Origin of the sequence: Streptomyces apricus, from assembly GCF_008369065.1 — a bacterium.
Taxonomy (GTDB): Bacteria; Actinomycetota; Actinomycetes; order Streptomycetales; family Streptomycetaceae; genus Streptomyces; species Streptomyces apricus.
The window spans coordinates 18,333-34,750 of record NZ_VDFC01000058.1 but is presented as its reverse complement, the minus strand read 5'-3'; the positions used below and the strand labels follow the sequence as shown (position 1 = coordinate 34,750).

Annotated in this window: 15 protein-coding genes and 2 pseudogenes; 5 read left to right on the top strand and 12 right to left on the bottom strand. The window is 66.4% G+C overall.

Annotated features, from left to right (window positions below):
• The first annotated feature begins 110 nt into the window (after positions 1-110).
• Genes FGF04_RS31760 through FGF04_RS31750 form a run of 3 tightly spaced genes read left to right on the top strand, consistent with a single transcriptional unit; the run spans position 111 to position 1,047 of the window.
• Positions 111-533 carry an ATP-binding protein gene (locus FGF04_RS31760; RefSeq protein ID WP_149514829.1) on the top strand — a complete coding sequence of 141 codons (423 nt, stop codon included), beginning with the start codon at positions 111-113 and terminating at the stop codon, positions 531-533.
• A gap of 23 nt (positions 534-556) precedes the next feature.
• Complete coding sequence (locus FGF04_RS31755) at positions 557-745, top strand: hypothetical protein (RefSeq protein ID WP_235882604.1); 189 nt, start codon at positions 557-559, stop codon at positions 743-745.
• Complete coding sequence (locus tag FGF04_RS31750) at positions 742-1,047, top strand: hypothetical protein (protein WP_149514827.1); 306 nt, start codon at positions 742-744, stop codon at positions 1,045-1,047. Before FGF04_RS31755 ends, FGF04_RS31750 begins: the two co-directional genes overlap by 4 nt.
• Positions 1,048-1,137: 90 nt before the next feature.
• Here FGF04_RS31750 and FGF04_RS31745 read toward each other — a convergent pair.
• The 8 genes and pseudogenes from FGF04_RS31745 to FGF04_RS31710 all read right to left on the bottom strand — a co-directional run.
• A pseudogene (locus FGF04_RS31745) lies at positions 1,138-1,602 on the bottom strand (transposase); the annotation flags it as partial.
• A gap of 430 nt (positions 1,603-2,032) precedes the next feature.
• Complete coding sequence (locus FGF04_RS31740; RefSeq protein WP_149514826.1) at positions 2,033-2,443, bottom strand: hypothetical protein; 411 nt, start codon at positions 2,441-2,443, stop codon at positions 2,033-2,035.
• A complete protein-coding gene (locus FGF04_RS31735) occupies positions 2,440-3,114 on the bottom strand; it encodes a hypothetical protein (protein WP_149514825.1) in 675 nt (224 codons plus the stop codon). The genes FGF04_RS31740 and FGF04_RS31735 overlap by 4 nt, the downstream gene beginning before the upstream one ends.
• Before the next feature lie 92 nt (positions 3,115-3,206).
• Positions 3,207-5,234 carry a hypothetical protein gene (locus FGF04_RS31730; RefSeq protein WP_188114317.1) on the bottom strand — a complete coding sequence of 676 codons (2,028 nt, stop codon included), beginning with the start codon at positions 5,232-5,234 and terminating at the stop codon, positions 3,207-3,209.
• Entirely contained in the window at positions 5,231-6,049 is an 819-nt protein-coding gene (locus tag FGF04_RS31725; RefSeq protein WP_235882603.1) for a hypothetical protein, read from the bottom strand. The genes FGF04_RS31730 and FGF04_RS31725 overlap by 4 nt, the downstream gene beginning before the upstream one ends.
• Before the next feature lie 117 nt (positions 6,050-6,166).
• Positions 6,167-6,802 (bottom strand): Crp/Fnr family transcriptional regulator, encoded by a 636-nt coding sequence (locus tag FGF04_RS31720; RefSeq protein WP_268893793.1) that lies wholly within the window; start codon positions 6,800-6,802, stop codon positions 6,167-6,169.
• Between the two features lie 60 nt (positions 6,803-6,862).
• Positions 6,863-7,375, bottom strand: a complete 513-nt coding sequence (locus FGF04_RS31715) for a Pycsar system effector family protein (RefSeq protein ID WP_149514823.1) — start codon at positions 7,373-7,375, stop codon at positions 6,863-6,865.
• A gap of 915 nt (positions 7,376-8,290) precedes the next feature.
• Complete coding sequence (locus FGF04_RS31710) at positions 8,291-9,181, bottom strand: replication-relaxation family protein (RefSeq protein ID WP_149514822.1); 891 nt, start codon at positions 9,179-9,181, stop codon at positions 8,291-8,293.
• A 1,106-nt stretch (positions 9,182-10,287) separates the two neighbouring features.
• On the opposite strand from FGF04_RS31710, the gene FGF04_RS40320 reads away from it, so the two are divergent.
• Positions 10,288-10,527, top strand: coding sequence for a hypothetical protein (locus tag FGF04_RS40320; RefSeq protein ID WP_188114316.1), 240 nt, complete (start codon positions 10,288-10,290; stop codon positions 10,525-10,527).
• Between the two features lie 35 nt (positions 10,528-10,562).
• The gene (locus FGF04_RS31705) at positions 10,563-10,874 is read left to right on the top strand and encodes a hypothetical protein (RefSeq protein ID WP_149514821.1); all 312 of its coding nucleotides are present in this window, start codon (positions 10,563-10,565) and stop codon (positions 10,872-10,874) included.
• Positions 10,875-11,209: 335 nt separating this feature from the next.
• On the opposite strand, the gene FGF04_RS31700 is transcribed toward FGF04_RS31705, so the two are convergent.
• From FGF04_RS31700 to FGF04_RS40705, 4 genes and pseudogenes are all read right to left on the bottom strand, one after another.
• Positions 11,210-11,881 carry a hypothetical protein gene (locus tag FGF04_RS31700; protein WP_149514820.1) on the bottom strand — a complete coding sequence of 224 codons (672 nt, stop codon included), beginning with the start codon at positions 11,879-11,881 and terminating at the stop codon, positions 11,210-11,212.
• Positions 11,882-12,389: 508 nt separating this feature from the next.
• Complete coding sequence (locus tag FGF04_RS31695; protein ID WP_149514819.1) at positions 12,390-13,352, bottom strand: S46 family peptidase; 963 nt, start codon at positions 13,350-13,352, stop codon at positions 12,390-12,392.
• Positions 13,353-13,524: 172 nt separating this feature from the next.
• Positions 13,525-16,098 carry an NACHT domain-containing protein gene (locus FGF04_RS31690; RefSeq protein WP_149514818.1) on the bottom strand — a complete coding sequence of 858 codons (2,574 nt, stop codon included), beginning with the start codon at positions 16,096-16,098 and terminating at the stop codon, positions 13,525-13,527.
• Between the two features lie 34 nt (positions 16,099-16,132).
• A pseudogene (locus tag FGF04_RS40705) lies at positions 16,133-16,418 on the bottom strand (helicase associated domain-containing protein); the annotation flags it as partial.

The window sequence follows — 16,418 nt, the reverse complement described above, 5'->3', positions numbered from 1 at the left end:
AAATTTCCGGTCGGAGCGGATCCGCACGCACCGGACTTTTCCTGCCACTCAGGAGCCGGGAGCCGTTCACTCGGGTGAGGCCCCATCACACCCGCATCCCCGAGGTTCTGATGACCGTGACCGCAACACCGCGTCCTACCGGATATCCCGGCTACTCCCAGACCCTTGAACCCCTGCCGGAGAGCGCGGGCATCGCCCGGAGTCTGGTCCGTACGGCTCTCGCGGCATGGCACCAGCACGAGCTGATCGACGACGCCCAGAACATCGTCACCGAGCTGGTCGCCAACGCTGTCGACCACGGCCACTCCGCCAGAATCCGGGTCGTCGTCTCCCGGCCCTCCCACAACTGGATCCGTATCGGGGTCATCGACCGTGTCCGGACCCTGCCGCGTATGCGGACGGACTCCAACGGCGATCAGATCCGGGGCCGGGGGCTCGTCCTGGTCGAGGCACTCTCGGACCGCTGGGGGACGGATCTCCACCGCTGGGGCAAGACCGTGTGGGCCGATCTGAAGTGCGAGCCGGCTGCGTGACCGAGAATCCGGCAGGCGCATGGGTGGGGGACCAGGTATGGGACGAGGCCGCGGAAAAGGAAGGGGTCGTCACCGACGTCAAGAACGGTGTGTACGAGCTGCGGCCCCTGAACCGGACCTGGGGCGAGACGTGGACAGTCCGGGACGGCACGAAGCTGACAGTCACGGTGCCGCGCGAGGAACGCCTGAGGCGGCGCCGGGAGGAGGCGTGAACCCCTGGCCCGTGCCGGTCTCCCGGGATCGTCTCGGCGTCCTGATCGCGGCGTACGAGTACGAGTTGGGCTCGTGCTTCCGGTGCATCCGCAAGGGGATCCAGGTGACCCGCTTCGGCGAGATCGTGAGTGAAGAGGGCGAGACCCCTCTGTACGCGTGCCGGGAGTGCGTACAGGAGCTGCTCTCCATACACGAGCGGAACATGGACCGGACGGGGCACCGGCCCCGGATCGTCCAGCTCCCCAGAACTTCTCGCGGAGCCGAGGCCACCCGACCCCAGGAGGTTCCTCCCGGTCCGTGAGGAGAGAGAAGGCCCCAGCCGCTGTCTGGACGGTTGGGGCCTTCTCGCGTATCCGGAAAATCTCAAGTGAGTACCTCCTAAGACGGTGTCCTACGTGGTGAGGCGGACGAGGCGTTTGTAGCAGCACAGGGCGGCGGCGAGTCCGAGAAATGCCAGGTAGTTGCGGGGGTTGCGCTCGTAGCGGGGGCTGAGGCGGTGGTAGCCGGACTGCCAGGACAGGGTGCGCTCAACGACCCAGCGGCGTCCCAATCGTTCGCTGGACTCGATTCCCTTGCGGGCGATGCGTACGCCGATGTGTTTTCCCCACAGCCATCTGAGCAGATGGGGAACGTTGTACGCCTTGTCCGCATGGAGTCGCTGAGCCTTGAAATACCGGCCGCGGCAGGGGTCGTGTTGCGTTTGGTGACCCACGATCATGGGCTTCAGGCCCTCACTGTCGTGGACGTCGCCAGCCGAGATCCCTACGAGGAGGGACAGTCCGTTCGCGTCCGACAGGACGTGCATCTTGGAACCCGGCTTGCTCCAGTCCACGGGACTCGGACCTGTGTGTTCGCCTGGTGCGTGATGAGCATGGCTGGCGCACCTGCCGCCTGCGCTGAAACAGCCCGCCGTACCGTTGGTCGGCCAACTGCGCACTGCTTGGCCTGCTCTGCGCAATCGTCCCTCGCCCGCTGCGCATCGGGTGTGCAGCTTGCGCAATTGCTGCGCAGTGGAGGGTGGGCACGTGCAGACTCCGTCCTGCACATGCCCGAGCCGAATGTACCCGGCCCCTGTGCGAGGCTATGACCTGCGCTGGTGAGAGCAGTGGTAAGCCTCAAGAGGGGGCCGGTAAGGCTGTCGGTAAGGGTTCACCGCGGCGACGTTTGCGCAGCGCGGTCACGAGTGTGCAGGACGGCTCGTGCTGCACAGTCGGTTGCGCAGTGTTGCACAATCGATTGCTGTCTGTCCTTGGCGCCCTGCTGACACGTTCAATGTGTTGCCGGCATCAGGACTGTGGTGTGTCGTCGGATCGGGGTTGGGAAGCTGGAGCCCACTGCGGGCTGCGTTCGGGTGGCAGGCTCCAGTCGAGGACGTGGAGGCCTGTGCTGAGGACGAGGCTGGCTTCGAGGCTCAGGAGTTGTATGGGGGAGCGGCCGTGGCGCTGCAGCCAGGTGCGCCGGCGTTGCTGTTCGTCGTGGCTTAGTTCTTGCCAGTCGTCGTAGTGAATGCCAGGCGGCCCGCCGGAGTTCTCACGGACCCAGATACGCACGACTGCAGCTTCGTCTGGTATGGCGTGCAAGGTGATCAGCGCCCAGGCGGTGTCATAGGGCAGGGCCGGTCCGTGCCGGTGCATGAGCAGGTGGGTGCGCAGTTGCCGTCGGGGTGCCAGGAGCCATCGTCGGGTGCGGACGTTCATGTGGGTTCGCTCCTGGGTGCGGGTTGGCTTTGGAAGGCGGCTGCGGCTGCGGTGAGCTCGTCGTGGCCCAGCGCGCGGAGGGTCTGGATGAGGGCGGTGAGGAAGAGGTCGCGTTGCTGTGGTGCGTGCAGGTCGCTCAGGAGCTGGTCGGTAAAGCGCCGGATGTCCCTGCGGATGTCGTCTTCCTCCGCTTCGGCGTCGTGCGGTGACGGCAGGTCCTGGAGCGCCTCTTTCAGTGCGTCGCATTCACTGAAGCGGTCGGGGAACTGGGCGATCCACCACATCCGGCGCAGATCGCGGTCGGCGAGGAGGGTCTGGAGGTGGGTGAGCCGGCGCAGTTCTGCCTCGTGGGCAAGGTCTTGCGCCTGGCGGCGGCGGATGTGTTCCTGAGCTAGGGCACAGTCGTGGGCTGTGGTGTCGAGATGTACGGTGCCGGTGACTTCCAGCCCCTCCATGGGGCAGCTCCAGGTGCCGATGGCTGTGTTGGTGGCGTCTTCGGCGGCCGGCAGGTTCAGTACGCAGTGCTTTCGCAGAATGGCTGCGGTCTGCTGGCGCAGATGATTGCGTGCCATGGCGGCAGGTTCGTGGTGGGCTGGGGTGCTGGCGGGGGTCCTGCGCCAGGCGCCGGTGATGCGGACTGAGAACAGGGCGCCGGTGTGGGTACTGGCCATCCGCTCGCCTTGCACGGCGAGCGGATAGGCTGCGACGCCGTCAGCCCCGCCTGAGAGGGGCGGGGCGTCCGCGCGGCGCCACGGCAGCAGACTCACGCCGGCGCGAGGTCGTCGGTACTGCTGGTATTCGGCACAAGGGCAGGCGTGGAGGGCAGAGCAGGCATCTGTTCGGTGAGCAGCTGGTCGAGCAGCTTCTTGCGCCGTGCACGCCCTAGCGGTGAGGTGTCGGGGGAGCCCACCAGGAGTTCTGCGGCACCGGCCTGGTGGAGGTTGCCGCGTAGCACCGCAGCCACTACAGGCAGGACCTGCTCGTCCGACAGCTTGGCCGTGTCCAGCCAGGCGGCGAGCTGCGTATGAGCGGCCACGGTTGTCGTCGCCTCCCGCAGGGCGGCACGCCAGCCGCGCACGAACAGGTCACCAGTGCGGACGTCGCCTTCGTGATCAGCAGGTTCCTGCTGCGTAGACAGGGAAAAGAGACTCTCGCTGCTGATGTCGGTCAGGGCCAAGAACGTGGTCGCTCCGGCCCCGGCCGTGGTGTCGTTGGCGGATTCGGCCCAGTTGACGATCTCCGACAGGATCAGCAGGCGCTGTTCGGGCGCGTCTACCAGGGCCTGCACCGCGTCTGCGACTGCCTTGCGGGCCAGGCCGTCGGCCCGTGAGGCCAGTACCCGCAGTCGGGTCAGGGCGATCCGTGGATACTCGCGGCCGAGTCGGCCGGCACAGATCTCCGCGACAGCTGTGAGCGTCTCCTCGCTGGAAGTTTTTGCCTGTGCCCATGAGTAGAGCAGCTTGCGGGTCCCTACCCCGGTGTCCGGGTGAAGCGCCATTTTCTCCAGCACCTCCACAGCCAGTTGCCGGTGTGCGGCGCCGGTGTCGATCCATTTGCTGACCACCCCCTGGACGGTCGACCCTCCCGGCAGCAGGGACAGCCGCACCATGCAGTCGGCGATGCGCCGCAGGTGCCGCACGGCGGCACCGTGCGGTGCGCTGATCTGCGAGGCCCACGTCAACAGCACGCTGCGCAATTGCGGGCGCTCCTGCCAGACATGCCTCAAGACCGCTTCGGACAGGCCGTGTCGGTCGGCATCCAGCGAGATGCGCTCGTCGTCGACCATGGAGGCTTTGACGGAGTCCAGTCGTTGCTGCAGATCGCGGCCGGCCAGTGCGCCGCCCGCCGGCAGCATGCCGCCAACTTCTGTAAAGAGCCGGTCAGCGGCCTCCAGTACGACGTCGGCAGGAACGTTTTCCAGCAGGGCAGCTGCGATCAGCAGCGCGCGTTCGGAGATGTCCTCAGGGGTGCTGTGCTGCTTGAACCACTGCGCCAGGTGGTCGCTCCAGCCGGTGAACTCCTCCCGGACCGCATCCTGGCCGCCCTCGTCGGCGTCCGCGACGAGCCGGGCGAGACGAGCGGCATCAGCTGGCGAAGCACCGTTGGCCAGCAGCATGTTCAGCTCCGGACGCGTCAGCCAGTCCACCCGGTCCTCGGCGTGACGGCGCAGGTGGGCCTGGGCGATCTGCACCGCCGGCGGGCGGACCAGGGTGACCACTGGCACCCTGGCCATGGGCCCGGGGTTCCAGTTGCCGATGCCAGCCAGAATGATCAAAAAGGTTTCGTTCTCTTCAGCCACCTTCTGGTAGTCGGCGAGCCCGGTGTAGAAGTCCTCATCCAGTTCCTGGCTGCGGGTCAGATCCAGAACGAAGCCGTGCCCTTTGGTGGTGGGGATCTGCTCGGTGCGGGGCTGGTCCCAGTCCAGCGACAGCCAGCGGATCCGCTCGGCTGGCACTCCCGCACCGCGCAGCACATGCAGGGCAGTCGTGCGTCGTCCGACACCGGCCTCGCCCCGCAGTACGACCACTGGACTGCGCCGGAAAGGACGGGTCAGGACGCTGATGGTCTGCGTCGCCTGTTTGTTGCCGCTGGGGCCGACGGCATCGACGAAGGCATGTTCGGCCAACTCCATCTCGGCCGCATCTACGCGGGAACCGCGCAGGTACTGCCAGCCCCGCACATAGCGGTGATGATGCTCGGTGTAGTCGCGGCCGACCTGTGTCACGCGCGCGTGGCCGCTGGCTTCGGCACTTTGCGTGTGGCCCGTCGCGGGCTCTTCTGCGGCGCTCACGACTGCTGCTCCGGGCCAGTGTTGTAGTCGCGGCCGACCTGGATCAGCCGGGACTTGCCGGTGGCCTTGCCGCGCTGACGTACCGGTGCCGTTGCGTCGTCCTTGACGACTGCGGAGCTGTTCTCGCCCGGTGGCATGCCGGGCCCCTCCGTGTCGGTAGGAAGTGTCTGGCCAGGGTCGGTGTCCAGGTAGGGGTCGAGGACGGACGGGGGGAGCCCAGGAACATGGAGCCAGCAGGCCTCCTGGAACCCGTCCTTGCCCTCAACGCGGGCCGTCGCCTGGCGAAGGTTGCGTGATGTGAGCGTCTTGGTGCGCTCTGCGCGGACCGTGCGCCGGAACACCGGGTCGGAGACCACCGCGGCGAGATACAGCCCGTTGTCGACGGCGGCGGTCATGGCAGCACGGACGGCGTCACTGTCGACAAGCCTGCAGGCGTCGTTGGCTGCGTCCCCGCGGTGTTCGGGCGGAGCAAGCGGGCCGACATGGATGCTGGCGCGCAGCCGGATGGTGGGTGAGCTGGCCAGCCGCGTCTGCTCGCGGCGCTCCAGCGCCAGCCTGAGGTAGCCGAGCAGAGGATCGACCAGCCGGGCCGCGTGCCGGGCAGAAAGAACGAAGATGGCCCCATCGCCACGGTCTTTGACTGCGCTGTCGAGCAATGCGGCATCGTCGATCCCGCATTGGACGAAGACTGTGGACAGGATGTCGTCGAGGTCGGCCCGGGTGGGTGCCATCTTCGCCTCGGGGATCTGGCTGTAGTTCTTCATATCGACCACCAGCAACGCATGCTCCGGCGGAACATCGTCGGCGTCGGGCACAAAGACAGAATTCACGGCACGGCCCTTTCCAGCTCACGACAGCGGAATGAGCCCTCATGGTGGCTGCGCCCCGCCGACGGTGGTGCCCAGTAGTGGGCAGCTCGGTGGTGCCGTCGGTCACCCCTGGGTCAGGGCGTGGGAACGGATGGAGGCGATGTCCCGCACAACCAGCCCACCAGCAGCCTCCGTCGCAAGCCACCCCCGCTCGCGCCAGGGCCGCAGAGCTGTTCCCACAGCGTTGCGGGAAGCGCCGATCATCTGCGACAACTCCGTCTGCGTCAGCCGCACGATGTAGCCGCTGCCTGCGGCGGAGGCGGCCTGCAGCAGTCGGCTCAGCGCGGACGCCAAGCGCACCGCCACCGGCGCGGTGGCCATCTCCAGGCGTACCGTCTCCGCCTCCCGCACGCGGGTGATGGCATGCCTGAGCAAAACGGTCACCAGATCGTGTTCGTCTACGAAAGCAAGAAAGTCCGCAGCCGGGATGATGTGCACACAGCAGGTTTCTGCAGCGATCACTGACGCGGTGCGCGGCTGAGAGTCCAACACCGCCAACTCGCCCAGCAACTCGCCCGCTCCTCGTACGGCCAGCAGCGTCCGTTCCCCGGCCGTGCCTGTCAAAGTGACGAGAGTGGAACCAGAGTCCAGCAGGATCACATGCGTCCCCGGATCCCCCTGGCGCAGTAGCACACTGCGTGCCGGCCGGACTCTCTTCGGTGCCAGATCACGTAGTGCAGACCACAAATGTTCGCCCATCACAGTGATATGCGGCTGATGCACAGTCCCCCCATACATCTCGTTGCCATACGGATGTTCTCAAGATGACATGTAGGTGATCAACAGCCCAATTTCGGCCACCAGTAGCGCAATTGACACCAAATCCGCAGCGAGACGCACGGCCCTGAACTTCCGCCGCGCCAACACAGCAATCACCGCCAGCCGACGCTCCTCCATGCATCGGTGGCCCTCGTAGCCCAACCCGGCCAGCGATGCCACCAGCTGCCTTGCGTCCGTGCTGCGTCCCGCTGTCAGCAGCCCATGTTGTGCACCACGACGAGGCAGCATCGGACGGAGAGCCTGCAACGCTGCCCCCAAAGCTGCGATCAGCAGCAATGACGCCGCCGACAGCGCCAGACCAAGAAAGGGCGAAGCATCAAGAACGGGCACCGCCGTCACGCCAGCTGCCCCAAGCCCTCCGACAGCTCCACACAGCGCAGTAGCCTTTGTATCCGCCCGCTGCAACTCCACCGTCATGTCCGCGCTCATGGCGCGCAGCCGCGCGAGCTGCTGAGCGTTCACGTCTGTCACGTTGCTGTCCCCGCTCTCCATGCGAACTCCCCTTCATGGCGTCGCAGCCGAAGCTGTCCCCTCGTACCGATGCCTCGACTGTCCTTCGCCTCAGTGCCCGGCGCTGCCCATCAACGGGCAACGTCCAGGCGCCGTTAATCACTGAGTCGTTTTAGGCAGGTCTGTGGGACCTGGCCGCCATGCACGACGCGCCAAAGATTCCCTTCGCGCCCGCAGGCCCGGTAAGCCGGCCCGCTGCTCTGCGTGAGGCCGACCGCGACGATGCGGGACCGTACGACCTTGCCGCGCGCCGCTTATCTCTTACACGGCGCAGCAGCTGGTGCGTGCGCGGACATCACGCTCGGTGTGCTGGCAGTTCGGGGATGGCTACAGAGAAAGCCGGACATGAGCGCACCGGTTGTGACCTGCGGTGGGGAGCGTAGTGGTAAGCGTCGGCGGGGACCGGTAAGCCCGGTGGTAAGAGTTCACCACGGTGCTGTCCGTGCAGCGCGACGGGGGCTGCGCAATGGGGTCCCCGAATGCGCATGGGTCCGCGCATTCGGCTGCACACTCGCTTGCGCAACGCTGTGACCTGCATGGCCGGGGACGATGCAGTGTCCGGCTGGCCACGCCCGGGCGCCTGGAAGCGGCGTGCAGGGGCGGGGAAGTAGCGAGCCTCCCGGGGGCCCAACCTGGCGCCGGGAGGCTCGCGCACGCATGTCACAGCATGGGCACCGAAACACGCTTCGTCGACGTCAACGACGTCGCCTACACCCCGGTCACGGCCTGCCCGCAGCCGCCATGGCCCTGCGCTCGCTGACCCCGACCACGGGTGTGACCTGCCGTGGTCGGGGTCATGGTCGGGGCGACCACGGCCGGTGGAGGCCGACCGCCCTGCCCGGTGGGGGCCGACCGGTCTACCCGGTGGCCCCCACCGGGCAGGCTGGCAGGGGTGGTTCAGGTCTTCCAGGGACGGAGCCAGCTCACCCGTCGGTCGGGGTCCTGGGCGGGCCTCCACACGGCCGCTGACGGTCCCTCGCACAGCAGGTCGGCCATCGCTACCGACAGGACGGGAACGTTGCGCAGGAAGCGGTCCGGGACCGTTTCCGCGGTTGCTGCCCACAGGGCCCGTACCCGGTGCTCGATGCCCGCGGGTCCGGTGCCGTCCAGGACGAACAGCACCCGCGGGAAGACCGGATACCGCTTGTGCCAGGCCTCCTGCCCCTGCTGCGCAACCAGCTGCTTCCCGTAGTGGCGCCCGCCCGGCAGGGGGATGTACCGGTACAGCCGCGCATAAGCGCCGACCTTCGCGGCCAGGCGCTCGGGTCCCATGGTGGTGCGGTCGACCTCCACGAACGCGCGCACCATCGCCCCGTCGGCTGCGCGGTAGTACAGCAGCGCATCGGGGATCACCGCCTCCCCACTGCCGAGCGAATGATGGACCTCGGGAATCCAGTCCAGGGGCTCGCATATCTCGCCGCGGCGCCGGGCGTCCTGGACGAAGGCGAGTCCGACCTCGGTCACCGTCAGGCCGTGGCCGGTCTTCAGCCGCACCGCGGTCCGGTCCCCGGCATACCGCCGTAGCGGCAGGTCGCGTAACTCCGGCCAGGTGGCCGCGATCCGCGCCCCGTACCCGGTCGCGAACCACACCCGCGTGCGCCCCGCCTGCGCCAGGGTGATGCGGTCCACCAGACCTTCTTCGCGCAGCTTCATCAGCCGGCGCCGTGTCTGCTCGATCCGCACCCTCGGCGCGGTGAGCAGATGCAGCTGCTCGGTCGTCGCCATCCGGTACTGCGCCAGCACCGCCAACGCCAACCGGTCCCCACTGCTCCCGTCGATATTGACCATCGTTGCCTCCGTGACACGGCAGCACACCCTCATAGGCGCTGCGCCTCCGTGCCACGGCAGCAGGTGACCCCGACCGGTTCTCTTACCAAAAAGCCCCGACCACGGTCACGATCCGACAACACCACCCCCGACCAGGCCCATAGCCCCACCACCAACCGGTCCGACAACTGTCTGCACCCGCCGCGGCAGCCGACGGCGAAAGTGCAGGTGACCACGGGTGGTACGCCGTGGTCGGCAGGCCGACAACCCCCTGTGTGCACCTCTCCACCCCGCCCGGACCAGAAAGAAGACGGGAAGAGCGGAGCGGGACGGCACACCCAGGGGGACCGGTGCCCGCGCTTGCTCGTTGCGCGTCGGCTCCTGCCTCCGCGCCCTACATGTCGGACCAGACCGACGGGAGAGCAGTGGGTGGGCAGCGGAGCTCCGGCGACGCCAGTTCACACGTGTGGGTGGTGACAAGCGACCGAGCAGGCGGGACGCTCGGCAGAAAACCAGTGGAAGCCCGGTCGTTGAGCGCGGCCGGGCCGCGCGCCGACAGGCGACCCACCGGCGACGGTGTCCCGCCTCCGGAAGGGACCGCCAGCGCGGGACACCGTCTCTTCACCCAGTCACAGCCATGCCGCACGCTTTCAGCCCTCTCCGTCCTCGCTGCTCTTCATCGAGCGTAGCCGCCAGGCCCGCGAACTCCCCCCAGCACCGGGGAGGACATGGAGTACCCCATCGGGTACTCCATGGGGGAGGACAGCGGGTAGGGCATCAGGTAGGACATGGGGTACCTCGCTCTCACCGGGGCTCAGACGTTCTCCCAGACCAGAGCACCCCCACCGGTAGCCCGAGACGCTGACATCCCCCTCAGCGCACCCCCACACCCCACCAGGTCCGAGGAAAGAAGGAGACGGACGGGCGGGGTGTGGGCGCGCGCTGAGGGAGATCAGGGCCCACCCACCAGTTGCGCGTCGGCGCGGCCTCCGCGCCCGCCCGTCCGCGGCTGCCGGGATAGACACCCGCGTTACTGCGGCAGTGAGCCACACAGGGAACGCCGACGGGAGCGAGGTCAGGTCGGCGTTCCAATGCATGGGCGCGGGCCGGCGATAGGCTCGCATCCCATGACAGATGATCTCCAAGCTCAGCTGGCTGAATATGACCGGGCTGTGGCGCTGGCCCATGAGACCTACCGGGGCATGAATTCCGACGAGCGGGTTGTCCGAGCCGTAGCCGGACAGCAACTTGCCGAACACGCCCCGAGCGACCGTGCCGATCCGACGTGCACCGGATGTGAGGGTGCTGCCTGGCCCTGTGAAACCGCCCGGGGCGCCATGAAGTACGTCGATCCCCGCTGGAACTGAGAAAATTACCGGTCTTCTTCGGGCATGCTGGACGTATGGCATCTGAGGCAGAGAGCAAGCTGACCGACGTCTACGGCTGGCCGGTCGAAGAGGTTGACTTCGGCCGTGAGGATGAGCCGGACGTCGATGGCTGCGTGATCGTGAAGTATGAAGGGAGCGGTGTAGCCGCGCGGGTGGCCGCCAGGCCCGGCTTGAGCGAGGAGCGCCGGGCCGGCTTCGCGGCATGGGCGCTGCAAGTCCTGGAGCACTTCATCGAGCACGGTCCCGAGTTCGACGGGTGGCAGAAGCGCTCGGATGAAGGCTGGCAGCTCTGGGGGCGCGTACACGAATTCCCGTCCCTGGACTGACAGCTCGGTCGGCAAGGGCATGCTGTGCGAGTCGAATAGGCCCGCGATAGACAAAGAAATGTCCATGGCACTGAAGGCGGGCGGCAGTGAGGTTGGTGTTCCACCACTCGTCTTGTGGCCTGCGTACCGGCACCACCACCTTGCCCTCGCCCGGCGCCTTGATGTCGAGGGTTTTGAGCAGGTACTGCTGTGCGGGTGTCAGCCGATCCCAGCTGGCCTGCTGCATGGTAATCCAGGTTCCGAGGTCCTCATCCTGGACGACCAGTTCGCCCGCCGCGGCCGGGAAGGAAGGTGCGGCGGCCGTTCCCGAGTCCGCCGTTGCATTTCCCGTGAACTCAGTCACCCAAGCCGCGTTCAATCGCCCGCATTGCCTCTTGCGTTAGCTGTCCAGTCTGATCCGCAAGAGTCAGCACCGTGGTGACTTTGGTAAAGGAGACAATGACGCGATCAAGTACCTGCGCATCACGCATGCGCCGGAGGAGATTTGGACGCCGCATGAGAGCGCCCTGCGCCGCATCAGCCGCCGCTTCCACAGGGTGACGGCCTCGCAACCGCGCCTGCTGCACCGCAACGAGCACTTCGTTGAGCCGAACCAACAGAAAATGCTTGTCCGCTTCCTCAAGATCTGACGCGAAGACGGCCTCAACAAGATCATTAATCAGATTTGTCAGGACCTGCCCCTCGGCCTCGGTCAGCCCAGCCTCCACCCGAGCACGCTGCAGATCGTAAGCACAGCTTCGAAGACTGTATATCGCAGCACTGCCCTCCGCATTACCCCCGCTGCTGAAGTGCCGCCACACCTCCGACACTGGATGAGCGGGAGTATTTGATGCCTCCAAAGCACGCTCAACACCGGCCAAAGGCTCAAGCAGATGCTCCCGGTAGTGGGCATCGGGAACCACGATTCCCACCGCTTCACGAACCTGCCGAGGGAGCGCCATTGCCGCACCTAGCCGACAGAGAAAATCAGAACTGCCAACAGCTAGAGATGACCCTTCGTAGTCCATCGCCTTAGCCCAGGCAGCCCAGTTGCTGGCTCCATGGCCCAACTCCTTACCCGCTCGGCAGAAGTCGACAAGAAGGCCATGAAGCCTCTCGGCTGGATTATCAATGCACTCTGTCACCCCATCAGCGTAGGGGAGCGGTCTGACAGCGACATCACAAAGCTTCTACCAGCGCATCCCCAGCTCATCGAGTGCTGCTGTCCAGGAGCGGTTTTTCTGATCAGTGTTCGGTGGGTTGACCTGGGTTGATCAGTTTGGGGGAGCGGCTTCGGTCGATTGGTGTGGAGCTTTGCGGCGGGCGGCGGTTGTACGTGTCGGCTTGGAGCGGACTCCTGATCTGCGGGTTGTCAGGTAGCGGGTCTGCTGATCAGGTCGGGTGGATCTGTGAGGGCGAAGCAGCACGTTCAGTGGTCATGGGTATGTGCTGAGCATGGTTTTGGAGCTGGTTCCTTCTTCGTGCCGGAGTGTGCTGCTCGGTTTCCCGGGGGCCGAGAAGCTTCGAGGCTGGGTGTCAGATGGGACGATGCGGGGTGGCGTCCCACAGAGAGGCTGTTCCGGGGAGGATTTGGGCGGACAGCCGCGATGGTCCGGGTCCCAGGCTGACGGTGGTGCGGGTGAGCAGGCTTGTGTCCATCACGAGTGGGTCGTCGATCTGGATGAGTTCGCCGGTGTCGAGCCAGGGGTCGTAGGGAACTGTGAAGTGGGCGCGCCGGGGAGTTCCGGGTTCGAGGTCGATGTCGGTGGCGTGTTGCAGGAGGAGCGGGCGGCCGTGGATGGTGAGCTGGCCGAAGACGTCACTCGCGGCGAGTTCCACTAGGCGGTCTGCGGCGTCGAAGGCGTCGGTGAATTCCTGGGCAGGACCGGTGAGCTGCTCGATCTCCTCGGTCAGTACCGTGCAGCGGTAGTTGTGCCGCTCCAGGGCTTTGCTGGGTTCGTGGGCATCGATGACGGCGTCGGAGAGACGCTGTCTGAGGCGGGCACGCGTCTGGCGCAGCGCGTTCCGGCTGGATTCGTCCAGGGCCCGCCGAGCGGCAGCGAGCCGCTGCCATTCCTGACTCGTCTGTAGCGCGCTGGCCAGGGTGCGGGCGCTCTCTTCGAGGCTCCGTGCCTGGTCGGGTGTTGCTTGCAATTGGCGGGCAGTGCTCGGCGGCAGCCTTTGCATCTGGAGGCCGGCGGCGCGTTCGCCGGGCTGCCAGGCAAGACGGAAGGTGTACTCGGTGGTGGTCAGTGCGGTTCCGGGAGCGAGCTGCGGCGCGGGCAGCTGCGGGTAGCCGGGCATGCGGGAGCGCAGCCAGGCGATGGTCGTGCGGTGTGCAGCCTCGATCCGTGCCGCTGACTGCAGCCAGGCTCTCCACGTGTCCTTGTCGTACGGCGCGTCGAAGTAGGGGACTTGCTCGAACAGATGGACTGTCTGGGTCAGACGCATGGGCGTTCCGGCGATGTCGGCGTCTGCGGCCTGCATCTGCTGCAACATGCCCGGTACTCCGCTGCTGCGGGTGGGTGCGTTACGCGGCAGCTGACGAGCGAATTCCTGTACAGCTGGCAGGGCTGCCCAGACGCCAGCCTGCTGTGTTACGGCTTGCCACACAGTCGTGTCATTCATGATCATTCATCCGTTTCCGTGGGCCTGAGTGCTGTGTGCGCTGCTACGGATTCAGCCAGGAGCTTGTCGTGAGGGCTTCGATAGCCTCTCGGACACGCTGGGCGGCCGTGGAGCGCGGCGGACTGTCCAGCAGGTGCTCGAGAGTGGTGCAGCCCCAGCTTTCCCCTGGCGGGAAGGAGGGATCATCACAGGTCTCGACGATGACGATGCCGTCACTGTGCCGGTAGTCGACGGGCGTGTGCACGCTTAGTGAGTCCTGCTCCGGACGACCGATGACTGCGTGCAGCCCGAGCGGGCCTACCTGGGCTTTCAGCGCTGCGGCGTGACCGGGCGGCGCGGCAAGGTCGATCAACTGGTTGACCTCCAGCGCTGTTTGCTCGGTGTGCCCGACCAGTGCTTCTACTGCCGTCTGCCCAGAGCTTGGGCGGCGCGGGGAAAGAGCTGCGGGCTGGCGAAGGCGGGTGAGCAGTTCCTGACGCCACAACCTTGTTGCGACCGCCAGCGGGCCGGCCTCCTTGTCCATCACTGCGGCCTGACACGTTTGGGCGAGTTCGAAGGCGCGAGCCTCATCGACCCAGGCCGATTCTGTTCCAGGAGGCCGCAGCGCCAGCGCTCGTCCGTCTTTCAGCCGACTCATCACCACGGCCTGGTCCTGCGCTGCGGAGAGATGGCACAGCAGTGAGGCGACATGGTGCGGCGCTTCCAGGCCCAGTGGCCTGCGGTCGTGGCCGGCCAGGGCCACCGCTGTGAACGGCAGATCACGGGTCACCAGCGCAGCCATGGCCTCGTCGACTCCTCGCATCTCTGCGCACAACAGCATGCGCTGGTCGTCACCAGCAGAAAGCCTGGGGGGAAAGGGCTCTGCTCCGCTGGCGTGTGCGGCTCCAGCGAGGTAGTCCGCGAACGAGTCGTGCATCGGGACTACGGTCTGGTCCCAACCCAGTGAGGTAATCAGGCCGCAGCGGCGGGCTGTCTCGTCAAGGGTCGACACGTCAGCCGGCAATCCGGCAGACCGAAGAGCGGATGTGGCCTGACTGAGCATGTGGTGCCATTCGTAGACGTCCGCGTATCGGCGGCCGCCATTCAGCAGATGCGCATAGACAATGCCCAGCGCGGTACGCACAGCCGACATGCCTGTCGCGCCGCTTCGAGCCGCCAACTGCTCGATGAAGGCACGGTAGAGGCCTGCCCTTCCCCTCGGAACATTCTGTTCGTCCAAGAGCGCCATAGCCATGGAGAACAGCAGCGGATTGCCCGCGGCATCACCCAACATCTTGTCGAGGGCTGCTACGACAGCACGGGCCGTGTGCGGCGTACACGATCTTCCGGCGGCGGCGGTCGCTCGTTCGGCCAGCTCGACCCGCCGCCCGTGCTCCAGCGGTACCATCCGAAATATCTCTGGAGTCACGCTGCTGGGCAGCATGGCCCGTAGCGCTGCCATATCGCGCCCCACCAGCACAATGCGCGCTCCGTGCCCAGCGGATACAGGTGCGAGCAGTTCTTCCTGAAGGGCACGGCGCGTCAGTTCTGCGACCTCTGCGGCGCCGTCGATGACCAGGGTGACGGTGCTGTCCGACAGCGCCTGAGTACCGGTGGCGGTGGGACATGCCTCTTGGAGCACGGCAGTGAGGCCGTCGGCCGTGAGCGCCCCCAGGCGTCCAGGAAGATAGCTCTCGGCGTGCGCCGTAATCACGATCCTGCCGTCAGCTGCGGCCTGCTGACGCAGAATCTGCACGGCAGTGGATTTCCCCGTCCCCGTACGGCCAGCGAGTACGACCGGACCACTTCCGCCGAGCAGCTCGCCGACGCGCAACTTCTGTCCGCCGCCCGATGCGTACTGTCGCAGGATCGACGGGTCTCGCATCTGGATGCCAGCGACGGCAGGTGTGATTACCTCTTGCTGGATGCAGGATCTTGCCGCCTCCAGATAGCGCTCCCGTATGGCTGCCCACCGCTGGGCAGGCGATTGTTCGGCGGGAACGCCCAGAAGACCGGCGATGAGCTGGCGGTCCATCTCGCGAAGCTGCGGCTCAGGGTTGCTCGCGAAGTCGAACAAGACGCGGAACAACCGGTCGACAGCTTTGGTGGCCTGCTCTCTCAGGTCCTCCTCCGTTCGGGCGGAGGGAAGCATTGCAGCCACCTGGCGCTCGGCACGTGCCAGCAGAGCACTGGTGTTGTACGGATCCTGGCGGATCCTCGCCTTCCCGAGTGCGATGTAGACAGGATCGTCGACGCCCGCACCGAGCAGTTCGGCAAGAAGACCGGTGCGCCCTTCCGCGGCGGCCTCGAGAGCCTGCTGTACCCGTCGGCCGCTAGGACCGAGTCTGCCGTCAGTGAGGAACTCGAACGATGCATGAGCAGCGTCGGGGAGCACTGCCCAACGTTTCAGAACAGCAAGCAGCGCGGCCTCGCCCCATGTGTAGTCGGGCGCGCGCACTTTGACCTGGATGGCGTGATGCAGCGTTCCGTCACGGGTGAGGAGCTCGATATCGACAGCGTCGTCCGTGCCTTCGACGCGGACACTTCCCAGAGCGGGGTCGTCCAGAAGCCCGATCGCCTCCAGGACGCCTTGTGCCTGCTGATAGGCGATACCTCGGACTGTATCTACGCCGCTCACGAGCTTATGTTTACACGCCCTTCTGACAGTCCACTCACGCTGTGACGCCGATGTGAGTGAGGAGGTGTTGTTGGTGGGGGTGGAGGAGTGGCCAGGTACGTTGCTGCCGTTGGAGCCATTGGCGGATGGCGGAGGTGTGGGGGTGGGTGCGTGCGTGGTGGTAGGTGCGTTGCCACAGGATGTCCCAGGGTGGGTTCCACCCGGGGTCGATCGTGGCGAGTGCTTGCTGGGTGGGGGAGGGGCTGCTGCGTTTTTTGGCGAGTTGGCGTTGTCGGTGGAGCCACTTGCCGAGGGGGAAGCCGTCGTGGACGGTGTTGGCC